At 68.6% G+C, this 26649-nt stretch carries 2 protein-coding genes; both read right to left on the bottom strand.

Features of this window, described 5'->3' with window-relative positions; genetic code table 11:
• Position 1: 1 nt before the first annotated feature.
• Positions 2 to 6598: an amino acid adenylation domain-containing protein gene (locus tag OG407_RS42940; RefSeq protein WP_405865899.1), complete on the bottom strand. Its 6597-nt coding sequence runs from the start codon at positions 6596 to 6598 to the stop codon at positions 2 to 4.
• On the bottom strand, positions 6595 to 26598 hold the full coding sequence (locus tag OG407_RS42935; RefSeq protein WP_405868898.1) for a non-ribosomal peptide synthase/polyketide synthase: 20004 nt from the start codon (positions 26596 to 26598) through the stop codon (positions 6595 to 6597). Before OG407_RS42935 ends, OG407_RS42940 begins: the two co-directional genes overlap by 4 nt.
• Positions 26599 to 26649 lie beyond the last annotated feature (51 nt).

Genomic DNA, 26649 nt, shown 5'->3' with positions numbered 1-26649 from the left:
GTCATGAGGAAACCCCGTTCTCGTCAGACTCTGCGCCCTGTTCGTGAACGTCCAGGCTCCGCAGCACTTCGGCTTCCGACATGTGCTCGATCTCGTACAAGATGCGCTCTTCGACGACGGCTGCCAGACCTCGCACGGTCGGTTGGTCGAACAGCGCGGCCAGCGGTATGTCGAGTTCGAAGAGTTCCCGGATCCGGGAGACCACCTGGGTGGCGAGCAGCGAATGCCCGCCCAGCTCGAAGAAGTTGTCCGTGGCCCCGACCCTGTCCACGCCCAGCAGTTGCACCCACAGGCGCGCCAACACCTCCTCGACGTCGCCGGACAGCACCTCGAACTCGTTCAACTCCGGCCGTGCCCCGTCCGGTTCAGGCAGGGCGGAGCGGTCGAGTTTGCCGTTGGGGGTGAGCGGCAGGGCGGCCAGTTCGACGAACGCGGCCGGAACCATGAAGGCCGGCAGACTCCGCTGGACATGGTCCCGGAGGTCGTTGACCGCCGGTATGCCCTCCGACGCGTCCTCGGGTACGAGGTAGGCCACGAGCTTTCGGTCTTCGGTGTCACCGAACGCCGCCACCACCGCCGAGCGGACCTGCGGATGAGCAGCGAGTACGGCCTCGATCTCGCCGGGTTCGATACGGAACCCGCGGACCTTGACCTGATCGTCCGCCCGCCCGATGAAGTCCAACTGCCCTTCCGCCAGCCAGCGGGCCCGGTCGCCCGAGCGGTACATGCGGGTGCCGTCCGCGGCGAACGGGTCCGGCAGGAAGCGCTCGGCGGTCAGGGCGGGCTGGGCGCGGTAGCCGCGGGCGACCTGCGGGCCCGCGATGTACACCTCGCCAGCAACACCGACCGGCACCGGACTCAGGCGCGCGTCCAGTACGTACAGGCCTGCGTTCGCCACCGGGGCGCCGATCGGCGGGACCACGGCCACGTCCGCGTCGACCGCACCGGCGGTCACCATGACGGTCGCCTCGGTGGGACCGTAGGTGTTCACCAGCGTGCGGCCCCGCGCCCACGCCTCCGCAACCTGCCGGGTCAGCCGCTCCGCACCCAGCAACAGCGTCTCAATACCGGGGACTTCGCCCGGGTTCAGCACACCCAGCAGCGACGGCACCACACTGGCCGCACCCACCGCCTGGGCGCCGATCATCCCGGTCAGGGCCTCCGGGGCGGCGCGCTCAGCACTGCTCGCCACCACCAACGCGCCACCCGACGCCAGCGTCACCGCCACGTCCAGGACAGCCGCATCGAAACTGAACGACGCGAACTGCAACACCCGCACACCCGGACCGGCACCCAACACCGGGCCCAGTCCGGTCACCATGCCCACCACACTGCGATGCGCGACCTGCACACCCTTCGGACGCCCCGTCGACCCCGACGTATAAATCACATACGCCAACTGGCCACCGTCAACCGGGACTTCAGGAGCCGCGGACGGCAGAAGGCCATCGACGAGGGCCGGATCATCCAGCCACACCACCGACTCCACCGACAGCCGCTCAACCACCTCGGCCACCTCGGCGACCGACCGGTCTCCGATCAGCACCGTCGCACCGCTGTCGGCGAGCATGAACTCCAGCCGCTCGGCCGGGTACTCGGGATCCAGCGGCAGGTACGCACCGCCTGCCTGCCACACCGCCACCATCGCCACCACCATGCCGACCCCACGCGGCAGACACAGCCCCACCACCGACTCCGCACCAACCCCCAACCCACGCAAGTGATGCGCCAGCCGACTCGCCCGCACCATCAACCCGCCATACGTCAACACCCCACCGCCACCGACCACAGCCACCGCATCCGGACCCGCCAACGCCCGCCCCGCGATCAGCTCATGCACCCCACCTGCCGTCGGCAGCGGCTCAACAGCCCCATTCCACTCCTCGACCACCCGCCGCCGCTCAGCGCCAGTCAGCACCGACACCTCGCTGACGCGTCGCCCCGCATCCTCTGCCACGGCTTCCAACACCACGACCAAGTGCTCGGCCATGCGCTCCATGGTCGCCGCGTCGAACAGCGCGGTGCTGTACTCGATCGCACCCGCCAGGCCGCCGTCGCGGTCTCCCAGCATCAGCGACAGGTCGAAGTTCACCGAGGTCGTGGCCGGCGCGGCCATCGCGGATCCGTCGTTGCCGGTGCCGTCGTGCGCCTCGTGGTGCGCACTGTGGTCGCTGTTGTCAGGCGTGTAGTTGAAGAACACCTGGAAGAGCGCCGTGCGGGACCGGTCCCGTTCCACGACAAGGTCGTCCACGAGGTGTTCGAAGGGCAGGTCCTGATGGGCGTAGGCGGCCAGGGAAACGTTTCGTACGCGTCCGAGCAACTCCTTGAAGGACGGGTCGCCGGAGAGATCGGTCCGCAGCACCAGCGTGTTGACGAAGAAGCCGATCAGGTCTTCCGTCTCGGCCCGGTTCCGGTTGGCCACCGGCGTGCCCACCACCACGTCGTCTGTGTCGGCGTACCAGCCCAGGAGCACGTCGAAGGCGGCCAGGAGGGTCATGGACATCGTCGTGCCGCTCTTGCGGGACAGCGCTCGTAGGGCATCAGCCGTGTGCGCGGAGACGGTGAACTCGGTGACGGCTCCCTCGGTGGACCGAACGGCCGGACGTGGTCGGTCCGTGGCGAGTTCGAGTGCGGGGAGATCCTTCAACTGCCGTCGCCAGTAGGAGAGATGGTCGTCGAGTACGTCTCCGGTCAGCCACTCGCGCTGCCACACCGCGAAGTCCGCGTACTGCACCGGCAGTGGCGGCAACGGATCCGGCTCATCCGCGCGGAACGCCTCGTACAGGGCGGAGAGTTCACGGCGGAGGATCCGCACCGACCATTCGTCGAAGGCCACGTGATGGATGGCCAGCGTCAGCACGTGCTCGTCGGCGGCGACCCTGATGAGCGTGGCGCGGACGAGGGGCCCGGCCGCCAGATCGAACGGCGTCATCACCTCCGCCTCCACCAGTTCTCGCGCAGCCGTCACCGGATCGGCGTACCAGGACACGTCCGTGGCCGAGACCGGAATCGGCGCCGGCGGGTCGACGACCTGGTGGACCGCCCCGTCCGCGTCGGCCACCAGCCTGGTCCGCAGCACCTCGTGCCGCGCGAGCACTCCGCTCAGTGCGGCGACCAGGGCCTCGACGTCCAGGTCGCCCGGCCATCGCACCAAGAGCGGCACGTTGTACTCAAGTGAGCCGGGTTCCAGTTGGTTCAGGAACCACAGCCGCTGCTGCGCGAAGGACAGCGGGAGGGGCTCGTCGCGGCTGACCGGCGTGACGGGCGGCGCCGAGATCTCCTTGGTCGAGTTCTCGACCGCCGCCGCCAGGTCCCGGACCGTGGGCCGGTCGAATAACACGGAGAGGGGTAGTTCGACCCTGAACACCGTGCGGATGCGGGAGACGACCTGGGTGGCGAGCAGCGAGTGCCCACCGAGTTCGAAGAAGTTGTCGTGGATGCCGACCCGGTCGACGCCGAGGACCTGTGCCCAGATTCCGGCGAGCAGTTCCTCGGTAGCCGTGGCGGGAGCGAGGAACCCGTCCAGGTCCGGGCGTATGCCGTCGGGTTCGGGCAACGCGGCCCGGTCGACCTTCCCGTTCGGGGTGAGGGGCAGTTCGTCAAGCTCGACGAACACCGACGGGACCATGAAGTCGGGCAGCCGCTCACCGGCGTACGCCCGCAGATCACCTACCGACGGACTGCTCTCCCCCTGGCCCGCCGGCACAAGGTAGGCGACCAGTCGGCGGTCCGCGTCGTCCCCCCTCGCCACCACGACCGCGGTCCGAATCCTGTCGTGTCCGGCCAGAACCGTTTCGATCTCGCCGGGTTCGATGCGGTAACCACGCACCTTGACCTGCTCATCCACCCGCCCCAGAAACTCCAGCTCCCCCTCCACCACCCACCGCACCCGGTCCCCCGACCGATACATCCGCGACCCGTCCCCAGCGAACGGATCCGCCACAAACCGCCCCGCCGTCAACCCACCCCGACCCCCATACCCCCGCGCCAACTGCCCACCAGCAATAAACAACTCACCCACCACACCCACCGGCACCGGACGCAGCGACCCGTCCAGCACATACACCCGCACATTCGGCAACGGCCCACCAATCGGCACCGGACCATCCACCACACCCACCCCACCCAACACACAGAACGTCGAATCGACCGCCGCCTCCGTCACCCCATAACCCACCAACAACCGCACCCCCTCACCCAGCACCGCCCGCGCCCGCACCACCCCACCCCAACGCCACACATCCGTCGTCACCACCACCAACCGCAAACCCCCCAACCACACCCGCCCCCGAACCCCACCGCGCTCCACATAACCCACCAACTCATCCACATACCGCGGCGCACACTCCAACGCACTCACCCCAGCCCCCCGCAACACCCCCACCCACTCACCCACATCCACCTGCAAACCAACCCGCCCCACCACCAACACCCCACCCGAACACAACGCCCGCACCACATCACCCGTAAACACATCAAAACTCGCACTCGCCACCGTCAACCAACGCAACCCCACCCCCACACCAAAATGAGCAACCTCCCACCCCCCAAACACCCCCACCAACGCCCCATGCGACACCCACACACCCTTCGGCCACCCCGTCGACCCCGACGTATAAATCACCGACGCCAACTGACCACCACGAACCAGGACCTCAGGAGCCGTAGCCGGAAGGCCATCGGTGACGGCCGGATCGTCCAGCCACACCACCGACTCCACCGACAGACGCTCAGCCACCTCGGCCACCTCGGCCACCTCGGCCACCTCGGCCACCGACCGGTGCCCGATCAGCACCCTCGCTCCGCTGTCGGCGAGCATGAACTCCAGCCGCTCCAACGGGTATTCAGGATCCAACGGCAGATAGGCACCACCCGCCTGCCACACCGCCACCACCGCAACCACCAAATCCACACCACGCCCCAGGCACAGCCCCACCACCGACTCCGCCCCAACCCCCAACCCACGCAGACGATGCGCCAACCGATTCGCACGGGCCATCAACCCGCCATACGTCAGCGACACATCACCCGACACCACCGCCACCACATCCGGCGACACAGCCGCCCGCCCCGCGATCAGCTCATGCACCCCACCCACCCCAGGCAAAGCCAACTCCGCACCACACCCACCCCGCACCAACCCCTCAACCTCACCCGCCGACACCACCGACACATCACCCAGCAGCCGCTCTGGGTCTTCGATGAAGGACTCCAGGACCCGGGCCAGCTGGCCGGCCATGCGGTCCATCGACTCCGCGTCGAACTTGGAGCGGTCGTAGGAGAAGGTGATGGTGAGTTCGCGTCCGGAGCTGGCGGTCACGCTGAGGGGGTAATTGGCCTGCTCGCGACCGTAGTTGGCACCGGCTTTCAGGCTGTCTGCCGCGGAGTTCCGCTGTCGCGCTTCGAGTTCCCGGACCGGAAAGTTCTCGAAGACGAAGAGACTGTCGAACAGTGCTCTGCCGGGCGGCAGTTCACTGCACGCCGCGATCGTGACCAGGGGCGTCTGCTCGAACTGCCGGGCCCGTACCTGCTCTTCCTGAAGCCCGACGAGCCAGGCCGCCACGGGCTGTTCGCGGTCGAGGTGGATTCTCACGGGTGTGGTGTTGAGCAGCATTCCCACCATGGAGTCCACGCCGTCGAGCCGACCGTCGCGACCCGAGGAGGTCACGCCGAAAACGACGTCGTCGCTGCCGGAGTACAGGCCCATCACCACGGCCCACGCCGCCTGCACCACGGTGTTCAGCGTGAGCCGGTGCCGACGCGCGAAGTCCGCCAGTCCGACCCCGACCCCGGCTCCGGCCACCTCCGCCGACAGTGGCACCTTGGATTCGCCGGGGCCCTGCTCACCGATGGCGCGTTCGATCCCGAGGGAGGTCGGCTCGGTGACCCCCGCGAGCCGGCGGCGCCAGTACGCCCGTGCCTCGTCCATGTCCTGCGCGGCGAACCAGGCGACGAAGTCACGGAAGGGCCTGCGTGCCGGGAGCCGCGGTTCGTCGCCCGTGCGGAACGCGTCGTAGGCCTGCAGCAGTTCCCCGATGACGATCGGGGCACTCCACCCGTCCAGCAGCAAGTGGTGGTAGCTCCACACCAGTTGATGGCGGTCGGCCGCCAGGCGGAGCACGGCTATGCGCGCCAGAGTCGGGGCCGTGAAGTCGGCACCCTGCTCCCAGTCGGACGTGAGGTAGTCGTCGAGCCGGACACGTCGGGCCGCCTCGTCCAGGTGCGACAGGTCCACCACCCGCAACGGCAGGGGGACCGACCGGGACACCACCGCCAGCGGCTCGGCGACTCCGTCCCTTACGACGGTGGTCCGCAGCACCTCGTGCCGGGCGAACATCAGCTCCCACGCCCGGCGCAGCGCGTCCAGGTCGAGCTCGCCCTCCATCAGCAGCCCGTCCTGGACCCAGTACATGCCGGGTTCGTCGGCCAGTTCGGTGTGGAACAACATGCCCTGCTGCAACGCGGTCAGCGGATAGATGTTCTCGATCGCCCGGCCGCCGGGCCCACGGCCTGCCCCACCGCCCGCACCGTTGCCGGCCCCACGACCGGTCCCACTCGTCCGGCCCTGCCGGTCGGCCGCCGCGTCGAATGCCGTCATGATGCTCCTCCGAAGTCGGCGATCCCACCGGGTGGTTCGGGTGAGTCGAAGCGCTGCTGAATGCGGTCGAGAAGGTCCTGGTCCAGGTCGGCCAGGGGGAAGTCGGAGGGCGTGTAGCCGCCGATGCCGGAGCGGCAGCAGTGCTCGATCAAGTCGCCGAGGACCTTGATGTAGCGTCGCGCGAGGCGATGTACCGTCGCTTCCTCGTGCACCTGGTCGCTGTACGTCCAGACCAGCTCAAGGCGGCCGAGGGCGATCTGGCTGTTGATCTCGATCAGGTGCGTACGACTTCCCTGTACGGACTGTGGGGTGCCCAGCGCCCGGCCCGTCGGGGTGAAGCGCCCTCCGAAGCCGCTGCCCGCGCCGACCGCCTGGCCTGTCTGACCGAGATAGTTGAAGGCCACCTCCGCGCTCGCGCCCGGTGCCGGGTCCCAGTCGGCCAGATAGCGCAGCAGGCCGTAGCCCTGGCCTTTGCGCGGCACCGCGCGCAAGTACTCCTTCGTGCGCCGCAGCGCCTCGCCCGGGTCGCCTCCCGACGCCCCGCCCAGGACCACCGGATACACGCTGGTGAACCAGCCCACCGTCCGCGACACGTCGATGTCGTCGCCCACGTCCTCACGGCCGTGGCCTTCCAGGTCCACCAGGACCGTCGAGGTGCGGCACCATTCCGTGAACACCGAACCGAGCACGCTCAGCAGGACGTCGTTGATCTGGGTTCCGAAGGCGCTCGGGACATCCCGCAGGAGTTGTTCGGTCTGTTCCTCGCCGAGCGCGACGGACACTTGCCTGGCCGAGGCGATGCTGTTCGCCCCGTCATGGTCCCGGGGCAGCGGCCGGGCATCGGCCTCGGCCGCACGCCAGTGCTCCGCCTCGGCCATCAGCTCCGGCGAACCGGCCAGTTCGGCCAACCGCTGCGACCAGCGCATGTACGAGGTCGTCTTCGTCGGCAGGTTCACGGCGGCCCCGCGTTCGACCTGCCCATAGGCGACCGCCAGGTCCTCCAGCAGTACGGGCCACGACACCGCGTCCACCACCATGTGGTGCGCCACGACAAACAGCAGCTGCCCTCCGCCTCGCCGCTCGCCCCCGCCTCCCGCCTCGCCCCGGTCGAACACGACCAGCCTCACCAGTGGCCCGTCCGCCAGGTCGAGACTGGCCTGGGCCTCCTGACCGCGAGTGTCCAGGAACGCCCACTCGTCCTCGTCGTCAAGGCCGGTGGTCTCGAAGACCCGCACCAGATCGGCCGGCTCGGCCGCCATCAGCCGGCCGGTCCATCCGTCTCCCTCACGGACGAACCTCGACCGCAGCGCGTCGTGCTGTTCAAGCACCGAGACCATGGCCACCCGCAACAGATCGGGCTCAAGGCGTCCGGTGACCTCCAGCAGCATCGACTGGTTGAAGTGCGCGGGCTCCCGCAGTTCCTGTTCGAAGAACCAGTGCTGGATCGGGGACAAGGAGAAGTCACCGATGACCAGGCCCTGTTCGGCATCGGCCGTGCTCCGGCTCGCCGACACGGTCGCAAGACCCGCCACCGTCTGGTGGTCGAACAGCTGGGCCACGGTGACATGGATCCCGAACTCCCGGGCCCGCGCGACCACTTGGATGCTGATGATCGAGTCGCCACCGAGTTCGAAGAAGTTGTCGTGGATGCCGACCCGGTCGACGCCGAGGACCTGTGCCCAGATTCCGGCGAGCAGTTCCTCGGTAGCCGTGGCGGGAGCGAGGAACCCGTCCAGGTCCGGGCGTATGCCGTCGGGTTCGGGCAACGCGGCCCGGTCGACCTTCCCGTTCGGGGTCAGAGGCAGCGCGGCCAGCTCCGTGAAGACGGCCGGGACCATAAAGTCCGGCAGAGTCCGCTTCAGGTACTCCCGCAGCTCCCCCACCGCCGGTACGCCCACTGCCGGCTCCGCCGGCACCAGGTAGGCGACCAGTCGACGATCGGCGGCCTCCCCGAACACGTTCACCACAGCGGCGCGCACTCCGGGATGAGCCACCAACGCCGTTTCGATCTCGCCGGGTTCGATGCGGTAACCACGCACCTTGACCTGCTCATCCACCCGCCCCAGAAACTCCAGCTCCCCCTCCACCACCCACCGCACCCGGTCCCCCGACCGATACATCCGCGACCCGTCCCCAGCAAACGGATCCGCCACAAACCGCCCCGCCGTCAACCCACCCCGACCCCCATACCCCCGCGCCAACTGCCCACCAGCAATAAACAACTCACCCACCACACCCACCGGCACCGGACGCAGCGACCCGTCCAGCACATACACCCGCACATTCGGCAACGGCCCACCAATCGGCACCGGCCCATCCACCACACCCACCCCACCCAACACACAGAACGTCGAATCGACCGCCGCCTCCGTCACCCCATAACCCACCAACAACCGCACCCCCTCACCCAGCACCGCCCGCGCCCGCACCACCCCACCCCAACGCCACACATCCGTCGTCACCACCACCAACCGCAAACCCCCCAACCACACCCGCCCCCCACCGCGCTCCACATAACCCACCAACTCATCCACATACCGCGGCGCACACTCCAACGCACTCACCCCAGCACCCCGCAACACCCCCACCCACTCACCCACATCCACCTGCAAACCAACCCGCCCCACCACCAACACCCCACCCGAACACAACGCCCGCACCACATCACCCGTAAACACATCAAAACTCGCACTCGCCACCGTCAACCAACGCAACCCCACCCCCACACCAAAATGAGCAACCTCCCACCCCCCAAACACCCCCACCAACGCCCCATGCGACACCCACACACCCTTCGGCCACCCCGTCGACCCCGACGTATAAATCACCGACGCCAACTGACCACCACGAACCAGAACCTCAGGAGCCGCAGCCGGAAGGCCATCGGTGACGGCCGGATCGTCCAGCCACACCACCGACTCCACCGACAGACGCTCAGCCACCTCCGCCACCGACCGGTGCCCGATCAACACCCTCGCTCCGCTGTCGGCGAGCATGAACTCCAGCCGCTCCAACGGATATTCAGGATCCAACGGCAGATAGGCACCACCCGCCTGCCACACCGCCACCACCGCAACCACCAAATCCACACCACGCCCCAGACACAGCCCCACCACCGACTCCGCACCAACCCCCAACCCACGCAAGTGATGCGCCAGCCGACTCGCCCGCACCATCAACCCGCCATACGTCAGCGACACATCACCCGACACGACAGCCACCGCATCCGGACCCGCCAACGCCCGCCCCGCGATCAGCTCATGCACCCCACCCACCCCAGGCAAAGCCAACTCCGCACCACACCCACCCCGCACCAACCCCTCAACCTCACCCACCGACACCACCGACACATCACCCACGTGCTGTCCCGCGTCGTCGGCGACGGCATCGAGTACGGCGGCCAGACTCCGGGCCAGCCGCTCCGCCGTCGTGGGGTCGAAGAGTGCGGTGCTGTACTCGATCTCGCCCGAGAGCGCGCCTTCGCCGGCGTCGCCGAACCTGAGCGTCAGGTCGAACAAGGCGCCCCGCGGTGCCGTGTCCGCGTCCTTGATCCGCACCTCGCCCCTCGCCGGGCCGTCGCCCTGTTCCAGCAGGCTCGTGCCGTCCCGCGGGTCCTCCATGGCGTAGTTGAAGAAGACCTGGAAGAGCGGTGTACGAGAGCCATCCCGCTCGGTGACCAGCGCGTCCACCAGCTGCTCGAAGGGCACGTCCTGGTGGGCGTAGGCGTCCAGCGCGGCTTCCCGTACCCGGTCGAGGAGTTCACCGAAGGTCGGGTCCCCGGACAGATCGGTGCGCATCACCAGGGTGTTGACGAAGAAGCCGATCAGGTCCTCGGTCTCGGCACGGTTCCGGTTGGCCACCGGTGTACCCACCACCACGTCGTCCGCTCCGCAATAGCGGCCGAGCACCACGTCGAAGGCGGCCAGTAGCGTCATGAACATCGTGGAGCCGTGCTCGCGCGACAGCGCCCGCAGCGCTTCCGCGGTCTCCGCCGGGACGGTGAACCGGGTCGCCCCTCCCTCCGGGGAGCGCTTCTGCGGCCGAGGGCGATCGGTCGGCAGCTCAAGCACGGGAAGCGCCTCCAACTTGCGCTGCCAGTAGTCAAGTTGGCTGTCCAGGGCTTCTCCGGCCAGCCACTCCCGCTGCCACACGGCGAAGTCCGCGTACTGCGCGGGCAGTGGCGGCAGCGGATCGGGCCGGCCGGCCCGGAACGCCTCGTACAGAGCGGCCAGTTCGCGCCGCAGGATCCTGCCCGACCACTCGTCGAAGACGACGTGATGCATCGCCAGCGCCAGGACGTGCTCGTCGGCGGCCAGCCGGATGAGCGCGGCCCGGATCAAGGGTCCGGTCGCCAGATCGAAGGGTGCTGTCATGTCCTGCGCGATCAGCCGTTCGGCCGCGCTCAGCGGATCGGCGTCGCCGGACACGTCGACCACCGGCATCGGGATCCCCGAGGGCGGGTCGATCACCTGGTACGCCACTCCGTCGACACCGTCGGAGAGTCGGGTGCGCAGCACCTCGTGCCGCGCCACCACAGCGTCCAGGGCCGCTCCGAGGGCCGCCACGTCGAGCGCCCCGTCCAGCCGGATGGGCAACGGCAGGTTGTACTCGGTCGAGTCGGGCTCCAAGTGGTCCAGGAACCAGAGTCGTTGCTGGGCGAACGACAGCGGCAGCACCTGGTCGCGATCGGCAGCCCGTACAGACGGTACGACCAGACCCCGCGCGGCGCCCTCGACCGCGTCGGCGAGGTCTCGCACGGTCGGATGGTCGAATATCGTCGCGACGGGTATGTCGGCCCCGAACACGTCCCGGATACGGGAGACCACCCGCGTGGCCAGCAGGGAATGCCCGCCCAGCTCGAAGAAGTTGTCGGTCACACCCACCCGGTCCACACCCAGGAGCCCGGCCCACACCCCGGCCAGCAGTTCCTCGGTGGCACCCGACGGCGCCACGAAGACATCCAACTCCAGGCGCACACCCTCCGGTTCGGGCAACGCCGCCCGATCCAGCTTCCCGTTCACCGTCAACGGCAACGCCGCCAACTCCACAAACACCGACGGCACCATGAACGCCGGCAGACGCCCACCCACGAACTCCCGCAGCCCAGCAACCGACGGAACACCCACACTGTGATCGACCGGAACCAGATACGCCGCCAGACGACGATCCCCCAAGTCACCGAAGACCGTCACCACCGCCGCACGGACCTGCGGATGCGAAGCCAGGACCGCCTCGACCTCACCCGGCTCGATACGGAACCCACGAACCTTGACCTGATCATCCGCCCGACCGACAAAGTCCAACCGCCCATCCGCCAGCCACCGCACCCGGTCCCCCGACCGATACATGCGGCTACCGTCCGCAGTGAACGGGTCCGCCACAAACCGCTCCGCCGTCAGCGCACCACGGCCCCCATACCCCCGCGCCACACCCCGACCCGCGATGAACAACTCCCCCACCACACCCACCGGCACCGGACGCAGCGACCCGTCCAGCACATACACCCGCGTATTCGCCAACGGCCCACCGATCGACGGCGCACCAGCGACACCCGCCTCCACCAACCCGGCACACGCAATCACCGTGATCTCGGTCGGCCCATACCCGTTGAACATCCGCCGACCCGACGCCCACCGCGCCACCACCTGAGCGCCCACCCGCTCCGAACCCACAAACAGACTGCCCACCCCCGACAGCCCACCCGGCTCCAACACCCCCAACAACGACGGCGACACACTCGCCGACCCCACACCCTGCGCCTCGATCAACCCACCCAACGCACCCGGAGCAGCCCGCTCAGCGCTCCCGGCCACCACCAACACCCCACCCGCAGCCAGCGTCACCGCCACATCCAGCACGGCCGCATCAAAACTGAACGACGCGAACTGCAACACCCGCACACCCGGACCCACACCCAGTGCCGACCGCAACGCCAACGCCAGATTCACCACACCATCATGAGCAACCTGCACACCCTTCGGCCGCCCCGTCGACCCCGACGTATAAATCACATACGCCAACTGATCAGGAACCGCCGACACCTCGGGCGCTGTGGACGGCAGACCCGCCAACGCCTCAGCAACCGCCGGGTCATCCAGCACCACCACGTCGTCGACGACAGCGCCGAGTGCCTCCGCATCCCGGTGCCCGATCAGCACCTTCGCGCCGCTGTCCGCGAGCATGAACTCCAGGCGCTCGGCCGGGTATTCGGGATCCAGCGGCAGATACGCCGCTCCCGCCCGCCACACACCCAGAACGGCCGTGATCATGTCGGCCCCGCGCGGGAGGCAGAGCCCCACCACCGACTCCGCACCCACTCCCCGACCCCGGAGGTAGTGCGCCAGCCGATTCGCCCGTGCCAACAACCCGCCGTACGTCAAAGACACTTCACCCGAGACCACCGCCACCGCATCCGGCATCGACAGCGCCCGTGCGGCGATCAGTTCGTGCACTCCACCCACCTCGGGAAGAGACACCACAGCGCCCTGCCACTCCCCCACCAACTGATCGCGCTCAGCGGCGGTCAGCAGCGGAAGCGCGGCAACCGGCCGGTTCGCGTCCACGGCGAGGGCGTCCAGCAGTGAGACGAGGTGTCCAGCCATTCGCTCGATCGTGGAGGCATCGAACAGCGCGGTGCTGTACTGCAGCTCTCCCGCCAGTTCCTCGCCGCTGTCCCCCAGCCTGAGCGCGAGATCGAAACTGATCGGCATCGGGCCGTCGGGGGAGAGTCCGCCCGATCCACCCGACTCGTCGGCCGCGTTCTTCCAGACGAGATCGCCCGGCTGACCGCCTGCGTCGCCCTCTGCTTCTGCCGTGTCGTAGTTGAAGAGGACTTGGAAGAGGGGGCTGCGGGATCGGTCGCGTTCGGTGACGAGTTCGTCGACGAGTTGCTCGAAGGGCACGTCTTGGTGGGCGTACGCGCCCAGTGCCATCTCCCGGATTCGGCCCAGCAGTTCAACGAAGGACGGATGGCCCGACAGATCGGCCCGCATCACCAGGGTGTTGACGAAGAAGCCGATGAGGTCCTCCGTCTCGGCACGATTCCGGTTCGCCACCGGCGAACCGACCACCACATCGTCCGTACCCGCGTACCGGCCCAGCAGCACGCTGAACGCCGCCAGCAACGTCATCGACATCGTCGCCCCACCACGACGCGACAGCGTCCGCAAAGCCTGAGCGGTCGCGGCCGGCACCCGTATCCCCACCACGCCGCCCTCGGTGGAACGCACCGCCGGACGCGCCCGGTCCGTCGGCAGCTCCAACACCGAAGCCCCCGACAACACCCCCCGCCAGTACGCCAGTTGCTCCTCCAGAACCTCACCGGTCAGCCACTGCCGCTGCCACACCGCGAAATCCGCGTACTGCACCTCCAGCGGCACCAACGGATCCGGCCCGCCATCGCGGAACGCCTCGTACAGAGCCGACAGCTCACGCCGCAGGATCCGCCCGGACCACTCGTCCGACACCACGTGATGCATCACCAACGCCAGCACATGCTCATCCACCGCCAGCCGGACCAACACCGCCCGCACCAACGGACCCGCCGACAGATCAAACGCGCGCCCCGCATCCACCGCCACCAACACCCGCGCAGCCGCCCGCGGATCCACCGCACCCGACACGTCCACGACCGGCAACGGGACCGACGCAGGTGCGTCGATCACCTGATAGGCCACCCCCTCCGCACCCGCCACCAACCGCGTCCGCAACACCTCATGCCGCGCCACCACGCCCGACAACGCCGCACCCAACGCGGACACGTCCAAGTGCCCCCGTAGGCGTACGTGTGCCGGGGCGATGTATTCCGCGGAGCCGGGGTCGAACTGGTCGAGGAACCACAGGCGTTGCTGCGCGAACGACAGCGGCAGGTCCTGACCTCGGTCGGCCGACGTCACCGAAGGCGCGATCTCCCGGGCAGACTCCTCAATGACAGATGCCAGCCCTCGTGCCGTCGGCTGGTCGAAGAGAGCCGAGAGCGGTACCTCGACCCCGAACACCTCACGGACCCGGGAGATGACCTGGGTGGCAAGCAGCGAATGCCCACCGAGCTCGAAGAAGTCGTCTGCCGCACCGACGCGGTCCAAGCCGAGCACCTCGGACAGAATCCCGGTCAGCAGTTCCTCGGTCTCGGTGGTCGGAGCAACGAATCCGTCCACTCCACTGCCCTGGACTCCTTGTGGTTCGGGGAGGGCGGTGCGGTCGAGTTTCCCGTTCGCCGTCAACGGCAGCTCAGCCAACTCCACGAACACCGACGGCACCATGTACTCCGGCAACCGCGCCCCAACAAACCCCCGCAACTCACCCACCGACGGAATACCGTCCCCGACATCGTCCGGCACCACATACGCCACCAGCCGACGCTCCACACCCTCACCCCACGCCGACACCACCACAGCGCGCACCAACGGATGCCCCGCCAGCACCCCCTCCACCTCACCCGGCTCAACACGGAAACCCCGCACCTTCACCTGATCATCAACACGCCCCAAAAACTGCACCCGACCATCCACCAACCACCGCACCCGATCCCCCGACCGATACATCCGCGACCCGTCCCCAGCAAACGGATCCGCCACAAACCGCTCCGCCGTCAACCCACCCCGACCCCGATAACCCCGCGCCAACTGCCCACCCGCAATGAACAGTTCACCCGCCACCCCGATGGGCACCGGCCGCAGCGCCCCATCCAGCACATACACCCGCGAACCCGCCAACGGCCGCCCCAACGACACCACACCATCCCCACCCAACGGCCCCGCCAGCACACCCACCGTCGACTCCGTCGGCCCGTAATGGTTGACCACCACCCGCCCCCCCGCAGCCGCCACCAACTCCCCCAGCCACACCCCCGACGCACCCTCACCACCCAGCACCACACCCCGCGCCGGCACCAAACCCCCCAGACCCCCACCACACCCCGCCGCCAACGCCGCCAGATGCGACGGCACCACCTTCACAAAATCGATCCCCCACGCCCGCCAATACCCAGCCACCGCCCGACCGTCCACCGCCACATCCGCACCCACCACATGCAACACACCACCCGACACCAACGACCCGAACACCACCGTGTTCCCCAGATCCGTCACCACCGACTGCAACAACCCGAACCGGCCCCCCACCCCCGACCACCCCAACCGCTCCACCACACCCACCGTGTACTGCAACAACCCACCATGCGTGACCTGCACACCCTTCGGCCGCCCCGTCGACCCCGACGTATAAACCACATACGCCAACTCGTCAGGCTGCACGGGCACTTCGGGTGACACGGTCGGCATACCAGCCAACCGCGCACAGTCCATCGGGTCGTCCACGACCACAGTCCGCAACCGCCCCACCGGCAGCTCGTCCAGGATGTCGCCGGTACCGACCAACACCGACGCACCACTGTCCGCGAGCATGAACGCCAGGCGCTCCACCGGAAACTCCGGATCCAACGGCACATACGCCGCACCCGCCCCCCACACACCCAGAACAGCCGTGACCATGTCCACCCCACGCGGCAGACACAACGCCACCACCGACTCCGCACCCACCCCCACCCCACGCAAGTAATGCGCAAGCTGATTCGCCCGACCCAACAACCCCCCATACGACAACGCCACACCACCCGACACCACCGCCACCGCATCCGGCATCAACACCGCCCGCGCGGCAATCAGCTCATGCACCCCACCCACCCCGGGGAGAGACGCGACGGTGCCGCTCCACTCCCGCACGAGTTGATCGCTCTCGTCGGTGGTCAGCAGCGGCAGCTCGGCCACCGGCCGGCCCGCACCCGCCGCCACTGCTTCCAGCAGCGTGACCAGGTGTCCGGCCATCCGCTCCACCGTCACCGCGTCGAACAACGCCGTGCTGTACTCGAACTCACCGGCAATGCGGTCACCGTCGTCGCTCAGGACCAGGCGGAGGTCGAACTTCGCGACGACCATGTCGGCGGCGCTGCCGCTCCTGTCGACGGTCCGACCCGTCGCGGGACGATCCCCGGAGTGCGTGTCGCTCTCGACGAAGTCGTAGTTGAAGAGGGCCTGGAACAGCGGGGTACGCGACCGGTCCCGGTCGGTGACCAACGCCTCCACCAACTGCTCGAACGGCACATCCTGATGCGCGTACGCACCCAACGCCGACTCCCGCACCCGGCCCAACACATCACGGAACGACGGATCACCCGACAAGTCAGCACGCATCACAAGGGTGTTGACGAAGAACCCGATCAAATCCTCCGTCTCGGCACGATTCCGGTTCGCCACCGGCGTGCCCACCACCACATCCTCCGACCCCGCATACCGCCCCAACAGCACCGCATACACCGACAACAACGTCATGAACATCGACACGCCACACTCGCGCGACAACCCCCGCAACGCCCCCGCCACCCCATCCGGCACAGCGAAACGCACCGACGCACCCACCGAGGAACGAACCGGCGGACGAGGCCGGTCAGTCGGCAGGTCGAGGGTCGGTGCGCCCTCCAACTGGGTTCGCCAGTAGGTGAGTTGCTCGTCGAGCAGTTCGCCCGTCAGCCACTCCCGCTGCCAGACCGCGAAGTCGGCGTACTGGACAGGCAGCGAGGGGAGCGGATCCGGCTCGCCCGACCGGAAGGCCTCGTACAGGGCCATCAGTTCACGGTGGAAGATCCGGTCGGACCACTCGTCGAAGACGACATGGTGCATGGCCAACGCCAGTACATGCTCGTCGGGTGCGAGCCGGAAGAGCGTCGCCCGTACGAGCGGTCCGGCCGCGAGGTCGAAGGGAACCGCGGCGTCCACCGCCACCAAAGCCCGCACAACAGCCCCGGGATCCACCTCCCCCGACACATCCACCACCGGCAGCACGAACGACACCGGCCCATCAATCACCTGACGCGGAACACCCTCCCCATCCGCCACCAACCGCGTCCGCAACACCTCATGCCGCGCCACCACACCCGACAACGCCCCACCCAACGCCGCCACATCCAGGAAGCCGCTCCAGCCGACGGGTGACAGGAGGGCGTACTCCACCGCGCCGGGTGCGAGTTGGTCCAGGAACCACAGTCGTTGCTGGGCGAATGACAGCGGCAGCGGCCGGCCGCGGTCCGCCGGTGTCACCGGGGGGACGATGGCGGGGTTGGCGACCGGCTCGTCGAGGGACGCCGCGAGTCGACGTACGGTCGGCTGGTCGAAGAGGGCAGCGAGGGGGGTCTCGACCGCGAACGCCTCGCGGATCCGGGAGACCACCTGGGTGGCGAGCAGGGAGTGGCCGCCCAGCTCGAAGAAGTTGTCGTTGGCTCCGACGCGTTCCACGTCGAGCACGTGGGCCCAGATGTCCGCGAGGAGTTCCTCCGTGACTCCGGTCGGTGGGGCGAAGTCGTCCTGCGGGTGCGCCTGGTCCGGCCGGGGCAGCGCGGCCCGGTCCAGCTTGCCGTTCGAGGTCAGAGGCAGTGCGGCCAATTCGACGAAGGCAGCCGGAACCATGAAGTCGGGGAGGTTCTGCCGTAGAAGGTCGCGCAGTTCGGCCGGTGAGGGGATGCCCTCGGCGGGATCGGCGGGCACCAGATAGGCCAGCAGCCGGCGTTCGGGGCCGTCCCCGAAAGCGTCCACCACTGCGGATCGCACCCCCCTGTGTGCGGTCAGCAGCGACTCGATCTCGCCGGGTTCGATACGGAATCCGCGAACCTTGACCTGCTTGTCGGCGCGCCCGAGGAACTCCAGGACACCGCCGGGCAGTCGGCGTGCCCGGTCGCCCGACCGGTAGAGCCGCGAGCCGTCCTCGGCGAACGGATCGGCCACGAACCGCTCGGCCGTCAGCGCCGGTCGGCCCCCGTAGCCACGCGCCACCCCGGCGCCCCCGATGTACAGCTCACCGGGTACGCCGACCGGGGCCGGCCTCAGGTGCTCGTCCAGGACGTACACCTGCCACCCCGGCAGGGGAAGGCCGATGGGTACCTTCAGGTCGGCGTCGAGGTCTGTGGCGTCGATCCGGTGGTGGGTGACGTGGACCGTGGTCTCGGTGATGCCGTACATGTTCACGAGGGCGGAGGCGTCGAGTCCCCGCGTGACGGCCCACCGTGCCACGTGTGCCTGGTGCAGAGCGTCGCCGCCGAACACGACGAACCGCAGGTCAGTGAGCATACGGCCGGCCTCGCCGACGTCCGCCAGCTGACGGAAGAGCTCCGGTGTGGCACTGAGCACGGTGACGCCCTCGGCGGCGAGCGCGTCGTGAAGCAGCCACGGCTCCCGCACGGTCTCGGTCGGTACGAGCAGGCAGCGGGCCCCGTGTGTCAGTGCGCCCCAGATCTCCCACACCGAGAAGTCGAACGCGGAGGAGTGACTCACACTCCACACGTCATCCGGGTCGAGTCCGAAGGTGCCGGTGTTGTCGGCGGCCTCGAACAGGCTGTGCACGTTGGCGTGCGGAACCAGCACGCCCTTGGGTCGCCCGGTCGAACCCGACGTGTAGATCACGTAGGCAAGCTGTTCCGGGGCGGTAGTGGTCGTCGAGGGCGCGGTTACCGGTTGCGCGGCGATCGCGGCGGCTGTCGCCGGAAGGTCCACCACCAAGAGCGCGGCCGGGTCGGCGTCCGGCGCCTCGGCCCGTATGTCGGTCACGGCATGGGTCATGGCATGGGACAGGTGCGACTGAGTCACCACGACCGTCGCACGGCTGTCGGCGAGCATGAACCCGAGCCGCTCGGGCGGGTAACCCAGGTCGAGCGAGAGGTAGGCGCCGCCCGCCTGCCACACCGCCAGCATGGCCGTCACCAGGTCGAGACCGCGTTCCAGGTACAGCCCCACCACCGTCTCGCGACCCACACCGGCCGCGCGCAGCTGGTGTGCCAGCCGGTTCGCGCGCTCCATCAGTCCCGCGTAGGTCAGCCGGCGCCCGCCGCAGACCACGGCCACGGCGTCCGGCCGTTCGGCCGCATGTGCCGCGATCGTCTCGTGGACACCCCGGGGGGCGACGGCGGAGGGCAGCGTCGGAGTGGCGTTCCACTCGTCCACCAGGAGGTTCCACTCGTCCGCCGGCAGCATGGGGACCTGTGACAACGGCCGCTGGGCATCGGCGGCGACCGACTCCAGCAGCGTCACGAGATGCCCGGCCATCCGCTCGATGGTGGTGGCGTCGTACAGAGCGGTGCTGTACTGCACCTCACCGACCAGGCAGCCGCCACCAGCGCCGCTGTCGCTGTCGCTGTCGCCCAGCGTGATCAGCAGGTCGTACTTCGCGGGAAGGCTGTCGGCCAGCACGTCCGCGGACAACGCCCCCGCGTCGGCGTGGTCGCCGAGGCCCGGGCCAGTGCCTCGGTCCTCCTCGGCGGGACCACGGGTGTCGTCGGCGTCCCGGGCGGCGTAGTTGAACATGACCTGGAACAGCGGCGTACGGGAACGATCCCGCTCGGTGACCAGTTCGTCGACGAGCTGCTCGAACGGCACATCCTGGTTCGAGAAGGCACCGAGCGCCGATTCGCGCACGCGCCCGAGCAGCTCGGCGAAGGAGGGGTCACCGGACAAGTCGGTGCGCAGTACCAGGGTGTTGACGAAGAACCCGATCAGGTCTTCCGTCTCGGTCCGGTTCCGGTGAGCGACGGGCGTGCCCACGACCACGTCGTCCGACCCCGCATACCGGCTCAGCAGGACGTCGAGCCCGGCCAGCAACGTCATGAACATGGTCACGCCGCTCCGGCGCGACAGTTGCCTCAGCGTCTGAGCCGTCCGCTCAGAAACGGAGAACCGCAAAGCCGCGCCCTCGCTGGACCGAACCGGCGGACGCGGCCGGTCGGTGGGTAGCTCCAGCACCGGAGCTCCCGCCAACGTTCCTTTCCAATAACCGAGTTGAAGGTCGAGCACGTCGCCGGTGAGCCAATGGCGTTGCCAGGCCGCGAAGTCCGCGTACTGCACGGCCAGCGGCGGCAACGGATCCGTCCCGCCATCACGGAACGCCCCGTACAAGGCCGAAAGCTCACGCCGGAAGACTCGATCCGACCACTCGTCGAAGACGACATGGTGCACCGACAGGGCCAGTACGTGCTCGTCGGGAGCCAGCCTGACGAGCGTGGCACGGATCAGCGGACCGTTTGTCAGATCGAACGGCACCCTCGCGTCCACCGCCACCAGGTCGCGCGCGGCGTTCACCGGATCCGGCTCGCCGGAGACGTCCACCAGCGGCAGCGCGAACTCCGTGGGCGGGTCGATCAGTTGGTACGGAACACCGTCCGTGCCGGCCACCAGCCGGGTCCGCAGCACCTCGTGCCGGGTTGTGAGCGCGGTCAGAGCCGCGTTGAGCGCCTCCACGTCCGGCTTCTCGCCCCTCAGCCACACGGGCAGCGCGATGTTGTACTCGGCCGAGCCGGGTTCGAGCTGGTCCAGGAACCACAGCCGCTGCTGGGCGAACGACAGCGGCAGCGGCTCGTCCCGGCCCACCGCCACCACCGGCGGCACGGCAATCGCCTGACCCGCTCCCTCGACGACGACGGCCAGCTCGCGCACGGTCGGGCGGTCGAACAATGCGGACAGCGGTACGTCGACCGCCATCAGCTCCCGGATGCGGGAGTTGACGCGAGTCGCGAGCAGCGAATGCCCGCCCAGCTCAAAGAAGTTGTCCGTGACCCCGATCCGGTCCGCACCCAGCAGGTGCTGCCATATACCGGCCAACAGCTCCTCGGTCATCGTGGCCGGAGCCACGAACTCACCCGACTCCGCCCGCCACCCGCCGTCCGGAAGCGGTAGTGCGGAGCGGTCGAGCTTGCCGTTGGAGCTGAGGGGGACATCCATGAGCGGCAGGAAGACTGCCGGGATCATGTAGGTGGGGAGGTGCTCGCCCGCGAAAGCACGGAGGTCGGCGACGGAGGGGATGCCGTCGGTCTGGTCGGCGGGTACGAGGTAGGCCACGAGCTTGCGGTCTTCGGTGTCGCCGAAGGCTGTCACGACGGCGGTGCGGATCCGGGGGTGGGTGGCGAGTACGGCCTCGATCTCGCCGGGTTCGATACGGAACCCGCGGACCTTGACCTGATCGTCCGCCCGCCCGATGAAGTCGAGGGTGCCGTCCGCAAGCCAGCGGGCCCGGTCGCCGGAGCGGTACATGCGGGTGCCGTCCGCGGCGAACGGGTCGGGCAAGAAGCGTTCTGAGGTGAGCACGGGCTGAGCACGGTAGCCGCGGGCGACCTGCGGGCCCGCGATGTACACCTCACCCGCAACACCGACCGGCACCGGACTCAACCGCGCGTCCAGGACATACAGACGGGCATTCGCCACCGGAGCGCCGATCGGCGGGACCACGTGTGCGTCCGCGTCGACCGCACCGGCGGTCACCATGACGGTCGCCTCGGTGGGACCGTAGGTGTTCACCAGCGTGCGGCCCCGCGCCCACGCCTCCGCGACCTGCCGGGTGAGCCGCTCCGCACCCAGCAACAGCGTCTCAATACCGGGGACTTCCTCCGGGTTCAGCACCCCGAGCAGGGACGGCACCACGCTCGCCGCATCCACGCCCTGGGCGCCGATCATCCCCGTCAGGGCCTCCGGGGCGGTGCGCTCAGCACTGCTCGCCACCACCAGTGTTCCGCCCGAGGCCAGCGTGACCGCCACGTCCAGGACAGCCGCATCAAAGCTGAACGACGCAAACTGCAACACCCGCACACCAGGACCGGCACCCAACACCGGACCCAGTCCGGTCACCATGCCCACCACACTGCGATGCGCGACCTGCACACCCTTCGGACGCCCCGTCGAACCCGACGTATAAATCACATACGCCAACTGGTCTGGGCGTACAGGGACTTCGGGCGCCACAGCCGGCAGGAGGCCATCGGCGACGGCCGAATCATCCAGCCACACCACCGACTCCACCGGCAGCCGCTCAGCCACCTCGGCCACCGACCGGTCTCCGATCAGCACCCTCGCACCGCTGTCGGCGAGCATGAACTCCAGCCGCTCCAACGGGTATTCAGGATCCAACGGCAGATACGCACCCCCCGCCTGCCACACCGCCACCATCGCCACCACCATGTCAACCCCACGCGGCAGACACAGCCCCACCACCGACTCCGCACCAACCCCCAACCCACGCAAGTAATGCGCCAACCGGTTCGCCCGCACCATCAACCCGCCATACGTCAACACCCCACCGTCCGACACGACAGCCACCGCATCCGGACCCGCCAACGCCCGCGCAGCGATCAGCTCATGCACCCCACCCACACCCGGCAGCAGCTCAACCACACCACTCCCCTGCCGCACCAGCCGATTACGTTCCTCAGCCCCCACCACGGCCAGATCACCAACACACCGATCCACGTCTGCGGCAACGGCCTCCAGCACCGCGACGAGATGCCCCGCCAACCGCTCCACCGTCACCGCGTCGAACAGCGCGGTGCTGTACTCGATCTCCCCAGCCAGTCCATCGCCGCTGTCCCCGAGCTTCACCGCCAGGTCGAACTTGACGGGCAGCGCGCCCGGGTTCACGTACGCGCCGCGCTCCGCCACGTAGCTGAAAAGCACTTGGAACAGCGGACTCCGCGACCGGTCCCGCTCGGTGACCAGCGCCTCCACCAGTTGCTCGAAGGGCACATCCTGATGCGCGTACGCACCCAACGCCGATTCCCGCACCCGGCCCAACAACTCCCGGAACGTGGGGTCTCCCGACAAGTCAGCCCGCATCACAAGGGTGTTGACGAAGAACCCGATCAGGTCCTCCGTCTCGGCACGGTTCCGGTTCGCCACCGGCGTGCCCACCACCACATCCTCCGACCCCGCATACCGCCCCAACAACACATCGAAGGCCGCCAACAGCGTCATGAACATCGACACGCCACACTCACGCGACAGCCTCCGCAACACCTCCGCCGTCTCCGGCGAAACCGCGAAGCCGGCCACCGCTCCCGCGGACGACCGCACCGCCGGCCGGGGCCGGTCCGTGGGCATCTCCAGCGCCGGAGCCCCCGCCAACTGTGCGCGCCAGTAGTCGAGTTGTGCCTCCAGTACCTCCCCGTCCAGCCACTCCCGCTGCCACACCGCGAAGTCGGCGTACTGCACCGGCAGCGGCGGCAACGGATCCGGCTCACCCGCGCGGAACACCTCGTACAAGGCAGACAGTTCACGCTGGAAGATGTGATCCGACCACTCGTCGAAGACCGCGTGATGCACCGACAGGGCCAGAACGTGCTCGTCGGCGGCCAGCCGGATGAGCACGGCCCGGACCAGCGGACCGGCGGCCAGATCGAAGGGCGTCGACGCGTCCTGCGCGATCAGCCGTTCGGCCGCGCTCAGCGCATCGGCGTCGCGGGAGACGTCGACCACCGGCAGCACGAACGGCGCCGGCGGATCAATCACCTGATAGGCGACCCCGTCCTCGCCCTCGACCAGCCGGGTCCGCAGGACCTCGTGCCGCGCCACCACCCCGCCAAGGGCCGCAACCAGCACGTCGACCCGCAGGTCCCCGTCCCAGCGGATGGGCAACGGCAGGTTGTACTCCGAAGATCCCGGCTCCAGGCGGTCCAGGAACCACAGCCGTTGCTGAGCGAACGACAGCGGCAACGCCTCGTCCCTGCCACTCACGGCCATCGGCGCCACGACTACACCGCGGCTGCCCAACCCCTCGATGACTCCGGCGAGGTCTCGCACGGTCGGATGGTCGAATATCGTCGCGACGGGTATGTCGGCCCCGAACACATCCCGGATACGGGAGACCACCCGCGTGGCCAGCAGGGAATGCCCGCCCAGCTCGAAGAAGTTGTCGGTCACACCCACCCGGTCCACACCCAGGAGCCCGGCCCACACCCCGGCCAGCAGTTCCTCGGTGGCACCCGACGGCGCCACGAAGACATCCAACTCCAGGCGCACACCCTCCGGTTCGGGCAACGCGGCCCGGTCCAGCTTCCCGTTCACCGTCAACGGCAACGCCGCCAACTCCACAAACACCGACGGCACCATGAACGCCGGCAGACGCCCACCCGCGAACTCCCGCAGCCCACCAACCGACGGAACACCCACACCCAGATCAGCCGGAACCAGATACGCCACCAGACGACGGTCATCACCCTCGCCCCACACCGTCACCACAGCGGAACGGACCATCGGATGCGAGGCGAGTACCGCCTCCACCTCACCCGGCTCGATCCGGAACCCACGGACCTTGACCTGGCCATCCGCCCGCCCCACAAAATCCAGGGTGCCGTCCGCCAGCCACCGCACCCGGTCCCCCGACCGATACATACGACTGCCATCCCCAGCGAACGGATCCGCCACAAACCGCTCCGCCGTCAGCGCACCACGGCCCCCATACCCCCGCGCCACACCCCGACCCGCAATAAACAACTCCCCCACCACACCCACCGGCACCGGACGCAGCGACCCGTCCAGCACATACACCCGCGTATTCGCCAACGGCCCACCAATCGACGGCGCACCGACAACACCCGCCCCCACCAACCCGGCACACGCAATCACCGTGACCTCAGTCGGCCCATACCCGATGACCATCCGCCGACCCGACGCCCACCGCGCCACCACCTCGCCACCCACCCGCTCCGAACCCACAAACAGACTGCCCACCCCCGACAGCCCACCCGGCTCCAACACCCCCAACAACGACGGCGACACACTCGCCGCCCCCACACCCTCAGCACCCACCAAAGCCATCAACGCACCCGGCACCACCCGCTCACCACCACCAGCCACCACCAACACCCCACCCGCGGCCAGCGTCACCACCACATCCAGCACCGCCGCATCAAAACTGAACGACGCGAACTGCAACACCCGCACACCCGGCCCCACACCCAACGCCGACCGCAACACCAACGCCAGATTCACCACACCACCATGAGCAACCAACACACCCTTCGGCCGCCCCGTCGAACCCGACGTATACATCACATACGCCAACTGATCAGGACGTACAGGGACTTCGGGGGCCGTGGACGGCGGGAGGCCATCGGCGACGGCCGGATCGTCCAGCCACACCACCGAATCCACCGGCAGCCGCTCAACCACCTCGGCCACCGACCGGTGCCCGATCAGCACCCTCGCTCCGCTGTCGGCGAGCATGAACTCCAGCCGCTCCACCGGGTATTCGGGATCCAGCGGCAGATACGCACCACCGGCCTGCCACACCGCCACCATCGCCACAACCATGCCGACCCCACGCGGCAGACACAGCCCCACCACCGACTCCGCACCAACCCCCAACCCACGCAAGTAATGCGCCAGCCGGTTCGCGCGGTCCATCAACCCGCCGTACGTCAACACCCCACCGCCAGCGACCACCGCCACCGCATCCGGCATCGACAACGCCCGCGCGGCGATCACCTCATGCACTCCACCCACCTCGGGAAGAGACACCACAGCGCCCTGCCACTCCCCCACCAACTCATCACGCTCAGCGGCGGTCAGGATGACGAGGTCGCCCACCGGCTGGTCGGCGTTCAGGGCGGCGGAGGTCAGGAGCGTGACCAGGTGTCCCGCCATCCGTTGCGCCGTCGTCGCGTCGAACAGGGCGGTGCTGTACTGGATTTCGCCGCCCAGTCCCCCGTTCTCCCTGTCGCCGAGGCGCACCCCCAGATCGAACTCCGCCTGGTCCTCGGGCGAGAGGTGTCGCCCGCTCCCCTCTGAATCGGTGTAGCCGAAGCAGACGGGGAAGAGAGTGGTGCGCGACTGGTCCGGCGAGCTCTGTCCCGCCCGTCCCAGCACTTCGCGGAACGTGGGATCGCCCGACAGATCCGTACGCGTCACCGTCGTGCCGGCCACCAGCGACACGTCGTCCGTGGCGGAATACCGTCCCAGCAGGGTGCTCAACGCCGCGAGCAGAGTCGCGCCCAGGTCACCGGGCAGAGCTCGCAACCGCTCCGTCGTGTCCGCCGGCACCTGGAACTCGATCACCGCCGTTTCGGGGGACCGTGCCGGTGTGCGTGGCCGGTCCATGGGCAGGTCCGGTACCGGCTGATCGGCCAACTGGCTGCGCCAGTCATTCAGTTCACTGTCCATGACGCCCCCACGAAGCCCTTCGAGCTGCCACACCGCGATACCGGCGTACTTCTCCTGCTCGTCCCGATGTCTTTTCTCAGCTCATTCCGT

The sequence above is a fragment of the Streptomyces sp. NBC_01515 genome (genome assembly GCF_045040345.1).
Classification (GTDB): Bacteria; Actinomycetota; Actinomycetes; order Streptomycetales; family Streptomycetaceae; genus Streptomyces.
This window is presented reverse-complemented; position numbering and strand designations above follow the sequence as displayed.

Bases quoted from the DNA above. Each gene is read 5' to 3' on its own strand.
- OG407_RS42940 (WP_405865899.1), bottom strand. From the start codon at position 6,598: ATGACGGCATTCGACGCGGCGGCCGACCGGCAGGGCCGGACGAGTGGG.